13 protein-coding genes and 1 pseudogene are annotated in these 12,190 nt (G+C 56.3%); 10 read left to right on the forward strand and 4 right to left on the reverse strand.

Annotated elements, in window-relative coordinates; genetic code table 11:
* The first annotated feature begins 85 nt into the window (after window positions 1-85).
* Window positions 86-787: a hypothetical protein gene (locus BXP70_RS21830; RefSeq protein WP_086596250.1), complete on the forward strand. Its 702-nt coding sequence runs from the start codon at window positions 86-88 to the stop codon at window positions 785-787.
* A gap of 481 nt (window positions 788-1,268) precedes the next feature.
* Window positions 1,269-1,556, forward strand: coding sequence for a SemiSWEET family sugar transporter (locus tag BXP70_RS21840; RefSeq protein ID WP_086596252.1), 288 nt, complete (start codon window positions 1,269-1,271; stop codon window positions 1,554-1,556).
* Between the two features lie 59 nt (window positions 1,557-1,615).
* Here the strand turns inward: BXP70_RS21840 and BXP70_RS21845 are convergent, their stop codons facing one another.
* Window positions 1,616-2,470: a helix-turn-helix domain-containing protein gene (locus BXP70_RS21845; RefSeq protein WP_086596253.1), complete on the reverse strand. Its 855-nt coding sequence runs from the start codon at window positions 2,468-2,470 to the stop codon at window positions 1,616-1,618.
* A gap of 280 nt (window positions 2,471-2,750) precedes the next feature.
* Here BXP70_RS21845 and BXP70_RS21850 point away from each other — a divergent pair, with 280 nt between their 5' ends.
* Both BXP70_RS21850 and BXP70_RS21855 read left to right on the forward strand, forming a co-directional pair.
* Complete coding sequence (locus BXP70_RS21850) at window positions 2,751-3,203, forward strand: hypothetical protein (RefSeq protein ID WP_143436622.1); 453 nt, start codon at window positions 2,751-2,753, stop codon at window positions 3,201-3,203.
* Window positions 3,204-3,303: 100 nt separating this feature from the next.
* A complete protein-coding gene (locus BXP70_RS21855) occupies window positions 3,304-3,891 on the forward strand; it encodes a cupin domain-containing protein (RefSeq protein WP_086596255.1) in 588 nt (195 codons plus the stop codon).
* A gap of 70 nt (window positions 3,892-3,961) precedes the next feature.
* Here BXP70_RS21855 and BXP70_RS21860 read toward each other — a convergent pair whose 3' ends face one another.
* Complete coding sequence (locus tag BXP70_RS21860; RefSeq protein WP_086596256.1) at window positions 3,962-4,495, reverse strand: DinB family protein; 534 nt, start codon at window positions 4,493-4,495, stop codon at window positions 3,962-3,964.
* Window positions 4,496-4,664: 169 nt separating this feature from the next.
* Between BXP70_RS21860 and BXP70_RS21865 the strand changes: the two genes are divergently transcribed.
* The 4 genes from BXP70_RS21865 (at window position 4,665) to BXP70_RS21880 (ending at window position 8,416) form a co-directional block, all read left to right on the forward strand.
* Window positions 4,665-5,900: a pyridoxal phosphate-dependent aminotransferase gene (locus tag BXP70_RS21865; RefSeq protein ID WP_086596257.1), complete on the forward strand. Its 1,236-nt coding sequence runs from the start codon at window positions 4,665-4,667 to the stop codon at window positions 5,898-5,900.
* A 95-nt stretch (window positions 5,901-5,995) separates the two neighbouring features.
* Window positions 5,996-6,658 (forward strand): cytochrome b/b6 domain-containing protein, encoded by a 663-nt coding sequence (locus BXP70_RS21870; RefSeq protein ID WP_086596258.1) that lies wholly within the window; start codon window positions 5,996-5,998, stop codon window positions 6,656-6,658.
* 189 nt (window positions 6,659-6,847) lie between these two features.
* Entirely contained in the window at window positions 6,848-7,348 is a 501-nt protein-coding gene (locus BXP70_RS21875; RefSeq protein ID WP_143436623.1) for a hypothetical protein, read from the forward strand.
* A 96-nt stretch (window positions 7,349-7,444) separates the two neighbouring features.
* Entirely contained in the window at window positions 7,445-8,416 is a 972-nt protein-coding gene (locus tag BXP70_RS21880; RefSeq protein WP_086596260.1) for an SGNH/GDSL hydrolase family protein, read from the forward strand.
* A gap of 70 nt (window positions 8,417-8,486) precedes the next feature.
* Here BXP70_RS21880 and BXP70_RS21885 read toward each other — a convergent pair whose 3' ends face one another.
* Complete coding sequence (locus BXP70_RS21885) at window positions 8,487-9,533, reverse strand: NAD(P)-dependent alcohol dehydrogenase (protein ID WP_086596261.1); 1,047 nt, start codon at window positions 9,531-9,533, stop codon at window positions 8,487-8,489.
* Window positions 9,534-9,574: 41 nt separating this feature from the next.
* Entirely contained in the window at window positions 9,575-10,558 is a 984-nt protein-coding gene (locus tag BXP70_RS21890) for a carbon-nitrogen hydrolase family protein (protein WP_086596262.1), read from the reverse strand.
* A 528-nt stretch (window positions 10,559-11,086) separates the two neighbouring features.
* On the opposite strand from BXP70_RS21890, the pseudogene BXP70_RS21895 reads away from it, so the two are divergent.
* Both BXP70_RS21895 and BXP70_RS21900 read left to right on the forward strand, forming a co-directional pair.
* Window positions 11,087-11,320: pseudogene (locus BXP70_RS21895) on the forward strand (Ig-like domain-containing protein); the annotation flags it as partial.
* Window positions 11,321-11,354: 34 nt separating this feature from the next.
* Window positions 11,355-11,771 carry a T9SS type A sorting domain-containing protein gene (locus BXP70_RS21900; RefSeq protein WP_143436624.1) on the forward strand — a complete coding sequence of 139 codons (417 nt, stop codon included), beginning with the start codon at window positions 11,355-11,357 and terminating at the stop codon, window positions 11,769-11,771.
* The last annotated feature ends 419 nt before the right edge of the window (window positions 11,772-12,190 follow it).

Raw genomic sequence — 12,190 nt, forward strand, 5'->3', positions numbered from 1 at the left:
TTCGACGCTTGGGTTGCCCGATTGGTGGGTGACTGAGCTCTTTAAAACGCCGTTTTCTACCATACCACACAATAATCTTCTATTGATGGCGCTCGATCTGCAAACCAACGCTGTAATTGACACCGTGTCGTTGCCGGCTGCTACCGTGCGGCGTGCTTTCGACCAAACTATTCCCGACTCGAAGACCGTGACCGGCTTAGAGGTGCGCCTCTCGCGGGTGCTGGTGAAAGACAACCGGACGCCTAAAGTGTGGCCTTTCCCTGGCTACGCCGACGTGTACTTGCTGCTCATTGTGTTTGATAACCTGAACCCCGAGCCGCAAACCATCAACCTTTCTGGCTTCGCCCGCATCGACGACAACGAAGACTTGCCCGTGGACAAAACGGCGTATTACTGGAAACAAACTACCCCGGATGCGCCCGCTCCCTCGCAGATTCACTTGCTGCTCTCCGTTATGAAAAGCAAAGAGCGCCTGCGCGACACCGGCACCATCCTGACGCAAGCCAAAGACTCAGCTGACTACCAAAGCTTGGTGAATGCGGTGGTGGCCACCATCGCCAACGCCCCGGCCCAGATTGCCTCCCTCCTGCTCCAGCTCGGTGGCGTGGTAGGCGAGCAACTCCAGGGCGTGGAAGACAAACCCCTGTTCACCCAGGTCATCAGCTTCACCGATATCAACGGCGACTTCGACACGCTCGGCAAAACGCCCATCGTGAAGATGAACCAGTACGTGCAGACGACGCTCACGCTGGTGGTGCGCGACCCTCAGCGCGAGCCAAACACCTAGCACCGCTGCACGCCAAGCTAATCCTCTACTACCGTACTGCCACTGCGTTAATTCAGTATCAAAACTGGATAATGCAGTGGCAGTAGGCTTTTTCAGAGTCTTTTACCTTTGTGGTTTCACTTGCGGCGGATGATAGGTCCGTAGGCTGTTGCCCCCAACCGGCTGCTATGCACCTAGGTTCGCAACAGCTTTTTTCAGCGCAGCTAGCTTTTCTGCTACGTTTTGTTTTGCTGCTTCACGCTCTTTTTTCTGGTATGTATTTCCCTTACGTCTGGCAGTTTACTGCCGAGGATGCCACGCGTACGCTCCGGTATCTGAATCTCTGTTTCCAGGGTAGGAGCACCCTACTTCGCAGCTATCAAAAAGCCTGGCCTTACTAAAACAGGCCTTTCGTAACCGCCTTTTAGTTCTCGATCTAGCTTTAGCCAAAGCCTTAGGGCAGAGCTAAGTCAGGTCGTTTTGTTTCACTTACTCCACGCCTATGACGTTCATCTCTGTACTCGGTCTGCTGGCCGCCCTTATTACCACGGCTGCCTACATTCCGCAAGCTTACAAAACCATCCTCACCCGCTCGACGGCTAGCCTGTCGCTGCCCACGTATTCGATGCTCTTTGTGGGTACCATGCTTTGGGTTGGGTACGCCCTAGCCATCGACAACGTGCCGGTGCTGGTGGCCAATGGCGTAACCGCCGTGCTTTCCGGCATCATCCTTTATTTGAAGCTAACGGCCAACTCAAGGCAAGAGCAACTAGTAGCGCAAGGTAAATAAGTCGGCCTGTGCAGCTAGGCACGCCTCTGAAGCAGAGCTACTTCCTTGAAATAGCCTAGCTAGCTTGCCACGGCTTGCTGCTTGCGGTAGTCCGTCGGAGTTTGGCCGGTGAGCTTGAGAAAAGTGCGGTTGAAGTGCGACAAATTATTGAATCCCACCGCGTAGCTCACTTCCATGATAGCCATGTCGCCCAGCAGCATCAGCCGGGCTTGGCTGATGCGGTATTCCTGCAAGAACCCGGTGAGCGTTTGGCCAGTCATCTTTTTGAAGTAGCGGCAAAAGGCCGGCACCGTCAGGTGCGTCAGGTCGGCCATTGCTTGCACCGTGATGGGCTCGGCGTAGTGCTGCTCGATGTGCTGATATACCTCGCGGAGCCGTTGCTGCTCCCGAGCTTGCAGCGCCGACATACCCATATCGCCCTGCAGCTCGACCACGTCGGGTGCCTCAGCTAGCTCGTAAAGCAGCTGCAACAACGTAAGAAGGCGAGTAGGACCTGGTTGGGTGAGCATCTGGCGCAGTGTGGCTCCTACGGAAGCACGGGTAGCTGGCCCAAACGATAACCCCTGCCGAGAGCGAAAAAACAGCTGTTGCACAGCAGCTAGCTCAGGCCGTTGCAAAAACTGGTCGCCCATAAAATCTTCGCGCAGCTGCACCACAATCTGCTCGAAGCTGCCTTGCTGCTCGTAACTGAAGCTCAGGTGCGGCAAGTTGGGCCCAATAAATACCAGTTCGCCTCCTTGGTAGCGGGAGAAATGCTGCCCGATGTGCCGCCGGCCACTGCCCCGCGGAATATAAACCAGCTCGTACTCAGGGTGATAATGCCACAGAATGTCGCGGTCTTGCGCGTGCGTGAAGTGCAGCAGGGTAAAGGAGCTACCCGGCGTGGGCTGAATCGGTTCAAACTCCAGTTTCATGCACTATTAACGACCAACCGGCCAGAAAGATGCTCAATAGGACAACACAACAGTAAAATAGTATCAGAAGCAACGAATATATAAGTAGTGTTATTTAAATAATATTTATAATTTTGCACTTATAAGCTACTGCTTAGGTCGCTCCGCTTGCTGCACTACCCGCTTGGTTGGCACGCACGGGTTTTTGCCAATCAATGGCAACTACGACCAGCTAATCAGTTTCTTCTGGACTTGCCAGAACTCACTCGATGCTCAGTAGGCATCTTAACTCGATCTTCCAATGGCTCAATCACTCCTATTTGCTAATTCCTCTGGTTCAGTTCTGTGGGCACCCGAAGTGCCTTGCTTGATGGTACGTTTCCACGGTGCCGTGAACCCACCCCACTACCAGCACCTCATGGACCAGGGCCTAGCCCTCTATAACCAGCACGCCTCCGCTGATGCGCCTGCCAGCTGGATCGTGGACGTGCGCCAGCTCGACACCCTGCCAAACACCGTGCGCCACTGGACCGCCACCGATTGGCAGCCGCGCGCCTACGCGGCAGGGTTGCGGCACTTACGCTTCGTGGAACCCGAGCACAGCACGCGTCAGCTTGCTATGCAGCTGCACACGGCTACGCAAGAAGCAGCCATAGAGGAACGCTGCCAGCTGACGCAGCACGAAACGTTAAGCGCCGCCATTCAGCAGGCGCAGCAAGCCACCGCGGTATACACTGCCGCCGATTATCAGTAGGGAACAACAGCGCTAGGTCGGGCAGCCGTGGCTGCCTTAACTCTCCGAAGTCAGACTCGTTGAGTAGGTAGTAACCATATCCAACCTAGCGCTACTCCCCATGAACCGAAAGAACTTCTTGCGCCTGGGCGGCGCCTCCACCCTTGGCTTACTGGCTTCTCAGCTGCTAGCCGGCACAACGGCGCCAGCGCCCGAAACCTACCTTTTTCAGGACGACGGCCGCATTCCCAACAGTCGCTACCCCTTGCTGGTGTACCGCAAGGCATTTTCGGCGGCTGGCTCCGAGGGGGCAGCGTGGCTGGAAAAGCATTTTGCGGCGAACAACTGGACGAACTCCTGGCGCAACGGGGTCTTTCCGTATCATCATTACCACAGCATTTCGCACGAAGTCTTGGGCGTATATAGCGGCTCGGCGCTACTGCACCTAGGTGGCGAAAAGGGCAAGCAGGTCCGCGTACAAGCCGGCGATATTTTGGTTATTCCGGCCGGCGTGGGTCACAAGAAAATGGAGGCGTCATCCGATTTTGGAGTGGTGGGCGCTTACCCCGACGGGCGCACCTACGACGTGCTACGCGGCGAACCCGGCGAGCGGCCCCGCGCCGACCAGAATATTGCCGCGCTTCCTCGCCCCGCCACCGATCCGCTCACTGGCAACCAAGGCGGCGTATCCCAGCACTGGACGGCGTAAGATGCTAGCTTATCATTCCGAGCCGTGAGCGGAAGGTAAGCTACGTACCGAGGGCAGCAACCCAGAACCTTCAGGCTGTTCGGAACGGCAGGCCGGCTTGCAGCACCCGCGCCGTCACGAGCAATTGCCCTAGGTGGCGCATGGTGTGCTCGGCGGCGTGCACAAACAAACCTAGCTTGGTCGAAGGCAGCTGGGCCCGCCCGACGCCGCGCGGCTCCGATAACGTTGTTTCGTCGGTGGCGCGCAGCTCGGCCAGCGCTTGGTCTACTTGCTGGTCGAAGGCGCGCACGAGGTCGGCGACGTGGCACGGCGGCTGCGGGCACTGGCCTTCAACCGATAAGGCTTGTAGCTGCGCGGGGCTAAGCGCCTCTTGGCGGGCGTAGGTAAACAGGCGGTCGAGGACGCCAGTGAGGTGTTGCAGATGAAAGCCGACCGAGGCCACGCCGGCCGGTCGCTCCCAAAGCAGGTCTTCGGGGAAATCGAGCAGGAGCTTGTCGAGTTCTTCGCGGGCTTGCAGAAGCGCGTGCGCAACGGGCTGAAGCAGTGACGGCATATCGGGCAGTGGGCCGCGCAGCCACACTTCGCGGGGGTCGGAGGAAGTCATAAGCGGTTAACCCGAAAAGCTAGGGTAGGGTTGGCAAAGCCGGAGTATACGGCAACTTTATCGCTCAAAACTGACCAAATTCAGCCTCAGAAATATAATTCGCGGCGAAGGTTAGCGGCAATCCTCGTATTTTTCGGAGATTTTTGGCTCTTGGCCCTTTAGTACGAGCATGTTAGAAGTATCCCAGCGCGGCCGCGCCATGCCGGTGTCGCCTTATCGAAAACTAACCCCCTTCGCCGATGAAGCGAAGCAGCGGGGCGTTCATGTGTACCACCTCAACATCGGGCAGCCCGATATTGAAACCCCTCCGGCCATGATGGCGGCGGTGCAGCAAGCGGATATCCGGGTGCTGGAATACAGCCCCAGCGCGGGCAGCGTAAGCTACCGCCAAAAGCTAGCGGCGTACTACCAACGTGCCGGCATGAACGTAGTGCCCGACGATATTTTGGTGACGTCGGGGGGCAGCGAGGCTATTTTCTTCGCTATGATGAGCTGCCTCAATCCCGGCGACGAAGTCATTGTGCCCGAGCCGTTTTACGGTGCCTACACGGCGTTTGCCATTGCCACTACGGTGAATATCGTACCCGTCACCTCCACCATGGACGAGGGCTTTGCCCTGCCGGCCATTAGTGAGTTTGAGAAGGTAATTACGCCCCGCACCAAGGCCATCCTGATCTGCAATCCCAACAACCCCACGGGGTACGTGTACAGCCGCACCGAGCTAGAGCAGATGCGCGACTTGTGCTTGCGCCACAACCTGTACTTCCTCTCCGATGAAGCCTACCGCGAGTTTTGCTACGACAGCGAGTACTTCAGCGCGTTTCAGCTGGAAGGCGCCGAGGAACACGTGGTGCTGCTCGACACCGTATCGAAACGCTACAGCGCCTGCGGTGCCCGCCTAGGGGCCCTCGTTACGAAGAACAAACAGCTGCAAGCCACCGCGCTGAAGTTTGCCCAAATGCGCGTGAGCGCACCGGGCTTGTCGCAGCTTATGGGTGAGGCCGCCACCGAGCTGCCCGATTCGTACTTCGAGCACACTAAAGCCGAGTACACGGCCCGCCGCGACCTGATGGTGAGCCGCTTGCGCGCCATGCCGGGGGTATATTGCCCCGTGCCCGGTGGTGCCTTCTACGTGGTAGCCCGCCTGCCCGTGGATGATAGTGAGAAGTTCTGCCAGTGGCTGCTAGAGGCTTTCACTTACGACAACCAGACGGTGATGCTGTCACCTGGTGCTGGCTTTTACGCTACCCCTGGCCTCGGCAACGACGAAGTGCGCCTAGCTTACGTGCTGAACCTCGACGACCTGAACGTGGCCCTCACCTGCCTCGAAAAAGGGTTGGCTGCGTACCCCGGCCGCAAGCACGCGCCCGAGGAAACGGCCGTGTTGCAGGAAGCAAAAGCCTAATCGCCCCAACGACGTGGAGGTGGCGTAACACCCAACAGTTCTGTTACATTGGTAGGCCGGCGCTTTTGCCGGCCTATTCTTTTTTCTCCTAGCTTATGCCCCAGCCCGCCCCGCCCCTCGCGGCTACGCAACGCAAGAACTCGGCAGCTCTCCGCTTCTGGCACTGGACCAGCGCTTTGCTCATCCTAGGTCTGCTGATTACCATCTTGTTTCAGTTTGTGATTGTGAAAGCCCGCGAGGCGGGGCCGCTCTTTCAAGAAACCTTGCAAAAGAGCAACATCACGCTTACGAAGGAGCAGGCTAGGTCACTCACGCGCATCATCTCGCACCGCATCTGGGATTGGCACATTTACCTAGGTGTTGGGCTTTCTGCTCTGCTTGTGTTTCGCCTTATCACGGAGTTCACCCAGCCCGCCACCCAGAAGTTTTCCGCCAAGCTGCGGCAAGTGCAGAAGCTGTTCCGCGAGGTAGGCGCCGATAGCCCCGACTATCGTCATTCGGTATTTGTGAAATATTCCTACCTGTTTTTCTACATCACGCTGGTAGTGATGGTGATAACTGGCTTAGCGTTAATTTACGCCGACGATGTCGCCTTCTTGCACGCCGCGGAACACAGTATCAAAGAAGTGCACAACTTCACGATGTACCTGATTATAGCCTTTACCGCGCTGCACATCATCGGGGTGGTGCGCGCCGAACTGACGACGGATAAAGGCATCGTGTCGGATATGATCAACGGGGGCGAGCAGTCGAGCTAGCCTCTGCTCTGGTCCGGCACATGGATATTCAGCTTACCTAATCCGCTCTGTTTTATGCTGTACCAGATAGTTGGCGTTCTGTTGTTGCCTATCCTAGGTATTGATCTGTTACTTGTTGTTGCACTCTATTTTTTACCGAGAATAAAGGGGCAATCGACCAGGATTCTGTGCTACAGCTTCGTGCTCCTCTTGGCACTAGTAACCTCCTTTTTCAAACTGCTCCGCACTTCTCCTAGTACACTGGCATCCACGCCGGTACACGTCACCGTCGAGAGTGAGCACTCCGACCTATTGCGCAGCTTCTATTATATCAAGCAGTATCACGGACGAATGTTCGCTACCTGGAAAAGCTACATGCCAGGTAAGAGCAGTGATGCGGTACTAGAAGGCGAGGATGTTAAGCTGTTTTTGACGATGCAGCGAGATAATCAGTGGCTGATTACTCCAATCTATCCCATTCCCTCCACCGGCGAAGCCATTGTCGACCTAGACACAGCGCGCTTCCTGCCCGACCAGACTGGCGCCGTAACGCAAGCCGTTGTGGCTTACCGTAAGTGGGAAGCCGGCAATTATCTTTCCAGCGTCCTCACGCTTGTGCTGGTCGTTCTCTTGGTTCAGCGGCTCTGGTACCTAGGCCCTAGCACAACGAAAGCTCACCCAAACGCACCTTTGAAGCTTGGCCTCTCCTAAGACAGTCCTATTCATCATCTTTTGATTGCTGAATTAGCTACGGCTGCTCGTTTCCCGTATGGCTTTCAAATTGTTACACCACGAACCATACCCCTCATGGAACCTAGTCCAACTACTGATGGCATTGCGGCCTGGGGCGACTCCCTCACCGCTGGCGCGGGTGGCACGCCCTACCCTACCTTCCTAACCCAGCTTAGTGGCCTGCTGGTGTACAACGGCGGCATTGGGGGCGAAACGTCCGTTCAGATTAGAAACCGGATGCTGGCCGATACGGACAAGCATGCTTGGCCCACCATTATTTGGGCAGGCCGCAACGACTCCGACCAGTTGGAGCAGGTGAAAGCGAACATTGCCGCCATGGTGGGGGCCTTGCCGCATACCAACTACGTGGTACTCTCCATCCTGAACGGCTCGGGAGAAGGCCACGGCACGTACGGCTACGGGGTAGTAACTTCGTTGAACCACGATTTGGCAGCGCTTTATGGCAGCCATTACCTCGATGTACGCACGTTCTTAGTGTCGCAGTACAACCCTAGCCTAGCGCAGGATGTGACAGACCACGAGGCCGATGTACCCCCTACCTCCCTGCGCAACGACTTCCTGCACTTGTCGTCGGCTGGCTACGCGTTGGTCGCCAACTTTATTCAATCGAACAGCAGCATTTTACTCGGAACTACCCATCCTATGCCTACGTCCACGTCCAATGTTTTGCACGAACCTTCCATCTTAGGCAAGGTTACGCAGGTGGCCACCAACGCCACCGACGACCTAGCCGAGTGGCGCTCGACCGACGGCAATACCGTCACGATGGGGAAAGATGCGAATGGTTTGACTGCCTCCGGCACCCTGTACCTCAACAGCGGCAGCAACACGGTGCTGCAAGCGGCCAACAGCACCGCTGTCGAAATCAGCGCCAGCGCGCTGTACGTTAAGCAAAACATGATTCAGGAAGCCGGCAATTTGGAATTTAGCAATGCCGCAAACGGGGTCATTCTGCAAGCCCCCAACGGCGGACGTTTCCTCATCACGGTCAGCGACTCGGGTGAGCTAACGACAGTAGCGTTGTAAACCCATTACCACTAAAAAAGCCCGGCTTCTACGAGAGAAACCGGGCTTTTTCTATGAGCAAATGCTAGCCTTACAGCGTGGCAATGTCAATCACGAAGCGGTACTTCACGTCGCCTTTCAGCATGCGTTCGTAGGCCTCGTTGATATCGGCAATGTTGATTAGCTCAATGTCCGATACGATGTTGTGCTCGGCGCAGAAATCCAGCATTTCCTGGGTTTCGGCAATGCCACCAATCAGCGAGCCGGCAATGCGGCGGCGGTTGCTGATGAGGTTGAAAGCGTGAATGTGCGGCGCTTCCGAAGGCACCCCTAGCAGAATCATGGTGCCGTCGCGGCGCAACAGGTTCACGTAGGCAGCTAGGTCGAGCTGGGCCGATACGGTGTTGATGATGAAATCGAAGTAGTTGGTTACGCTTTTCAGCTGCTCTTCATCCTTCGTCACCACAAACTTGTGGGCACCTAGCTCTTTGGCGTCGGCTTCTTTGTTGGGCGAGGTGCTGAGCACCGTTACTTCGGCACCCATCGCGGCGGCTAGCTTCACAGCCATGTGGCCGAGGCCACCCAGACCCATCACGGCTACGCGGTGCCCTGGGCCTACTTTCCACTGCCGCAAGGGCGAGTAAGTAGTAATGCCGGCACACAGCAGCGGAGCCACGCGGGCGAGGTCGAGCTTGTCGGATACTTTCAGCGTGTACTTTTCATCCACCACGATCTGGTTGGAGTAGCCGCCGTAGGTGGGCGCGCCGCTCTCAATCTCGCGGCTGTTGTAGGTGCCCACCATGCCGGTGGTTTCGCAGTACTGCTCTAGGCCTTCTTGGCAGCTAGGGCAAGTGCGGCACGAATCGACCATACAGCCGACGCCCGCTAGGTCGCCGACTTTGAAGTTCTTTACATGGTCGCCGACTTTGCTAATGCGGCCCACGATTTCGTGGCCGGGCACCATCGGGAAGATGGAGCCGCCCCATTCGTCGCGTATTTGGTGCAAGTCGGAGTGGCACACGCCACAAAACTGAATGTCGATGAGCACATCGTGGGGTCCGACCTCACGGCGCTCGAAATTGAAAGGCGCGAGGGGGACTTTCACAGCTTCCGCTGCATAGCCTTTTACTGGAATCATAAAGTTGGTTTTGGAGAAGGGTAAACGCGGTTCAGTCCCTCTTAACAGGCTGCCGGCCCAAGAGGTTTTGACTGCCGGGCTTTCTTTCCATCGTACCTAGCCTGCACGGGTAGCGTTTCGGGTTGGTTGGCCACTGTTAGCTGGAACACGTCAGGGCGCGCATAATGTCCCACGCAGTCGAAGTCCAATTTACTCTTAATCAGCACGTCGGCGTCCAGTTCTGCCGTCAACAAGCCCTCTTGGTCCCACAGCGGACCAGCCAAAACTTCGCCCATAGGTGAAATAATCACGCTGCCGCCCCGACTCATCACATCGGGCTCGTCGGCTAGGTCGGTTTGGTAGCGCTCCGGGTAGTCGCTTTTGCGCACAAACTGGTTGCTAGCCAGCACATAGCAGCGGCCTTCCAGGGCAATGTGCTGCATGGTCGCCTGCCACGAGTCGCGCGCATCGGCCGTGGGCGCGAGGTAAATTTCGACGCCTTTCTGATAAAGAGCCGTGCGCGCTAGAGGCATGTAATTTTCCCAGCAGATAAGTCCGCCCAGAATACCTAGGTCGGTGGCAAAACTCACCAGCGTGCTCCCATCACTTTCGCCCCAGATGTAGCGCTCCAGCCCCGTGGGCTTGAGCTTACGGTGCTTGCCCAGCAGCGCGCCATCTTTGCCGAAGTAGAGCAAGGTGCAATACAAGGTACCACCAATCGGCTCTTTCTCCGTGATGCCCAGCGCCACGAACACGCCCGCCTTCCGCACAGCTTGCTGAATCCGACCTAGCTCGGGCGAGTCGACGGCGAGGCTGTTCTGCCAGTAGTCGAGCCACATGGCGCGGCCCTTGTCGGTGCGCCGGCCCACAATGGCCTCGAAGGTCAGGCCGCGCGGGTAGCACGGAATAAATGACTCGGGAAAGAGCAGCAGCTCGCAGCCGGCCTCGGCGCCGCGTTGTATCCAGCTTATGACTAAATCGACGCTCTTGGCGAGGTCAAAAAGCGCGGGGGTGGCTTGTACCACGCCTACTTTACTTGTTTTCATGCTGCGGGCGGTTGGGTATTGCAAAAGGCTATCCTTACGCAAAGGTAACGCGGCATTGCTTGGCCGGCAGCCGTCACTGTATAGGTTCTTGTCAACCTAGCATAAAGTCCGTTGCGCCTTTGCTGCATCAAGTACCTAGGTTTTCCACACGGCCTCTATCATTGCCTTTCGCCTACTTAAAGAGTATAGAATATTGTCTATTCAATAAAATTTATTATATAAAATAACCTTGATACGTTTTCATTTTATCTACATGGAAAGGACGGTTATTTGGTATTCTTACTCATAATCAGCTCATTATCCACTCCATTCCTTAACTCCGCTTGTGTTCCTTTCTACTTTGCATTCTTGTTGGTGTAGCATCCTGCCGCCGTTCCGTAAAATTCTACAGTCTTACCACGCTGGGCTCGTGGTGTTATGCGCCGGACAACTGAGCGCCCTACATGTGCAGGCGCAGCTTCTAGTAACGAGCACCACGCCGCCTCCTAACGCCGTGGCGGCACTCCGCACCACGAACAGGCTACTTTCAACCAGCCCCTGAGCAATACCGCTGCCACGCAGCAAGCCTTGAAGGTGTACGGCCAGCAAGCAAGTGGACGGAAAGCCGGCACCGCAACGGTGAGCGGCAATACGCTTACCTTCAACCCCGCTGCCGACTTTAAGCCCGGCGAAACGGTATTCACAACCTTAACCGCGGCCGTGCAGAGCAGCAGTGGCGCCAGCCGGGCAGGTATTCCAGTTCCGGACCGCCACCACGCCTAGCTCTGGCACGTTTGCCGAAGGCTCTAGCCCGTTTGTGGACAACGGAACTCCGTCGCTCGGAGATGTTACGTTCGGCGACGTAGACGGCGACGGCGACTTGGACTTCGTCACCGCCAGCTCGAACTCGAACACGGCCAGCGTGCGCCTGAACGCCGGCGCGGCCACGGCGCAAACCAGCCCAACATTGACCTACGCGGCGCGCGCGGCGCGGGAGCTAGGCCTCTACCCCAACCCGGCCCATGACCGCGTACAATTGCACCTGCCGCTCGACTTCTCGACGCAAGCGGTGCAAGTGAGTTTGCGCAACGGCCTCGGCCAAGTGGTGCGCGAGCGCACACTGGCCCCACAAGCGGCCGCCGAGTTGCTGCTCAGCGGACTACCGATGGGCGTGTACACCGTGCAAGTACGCTCCACCCAAGGTGCGTTGAACCAGCGCTTGGTAATCGAATAACCTAGCTCACCCTTGAGCAAGAGCCGGCTACGTTTGTAGACGGCTCTTTTTTGTCAGATGCGTACCCTTACCTGTTCACATTGCAGGTGCTTGCTTAGCAGCAGGCTAGCTTACGAGCAAGCTAGAACTGTCCCCAATGTCTTATTTGTACAAAGCTTAGGATAAACCCTGACAGCTTTCGGCCGACTAGCAGCACAAGCTCAGCTATTCTTGTACTGGTCTTAGATATTTTATCAAGATTTTATCAACGATTTATGCCGCTGTGCTGCATTATAAATGGCTAACAACCAATGATATCTTTAATATTAAAATTTATATTAATAATTTCTTACTAAATAAGTTATAATTATTACTAGTACTTTTATATTTATGCCATTCAAACATTCTTTTTACGCAATCTTTGTCCATTACTTAGTGCG

Source organism: Hymenobacter crusticola (genome assembly GCF_002154225.1).
GTDB lineage: Bacteria > Bacteroidota > Bacteroidia > Cytophagales > Hymenobacteraceae > Hymenobacter > Hymenobacter crusticola.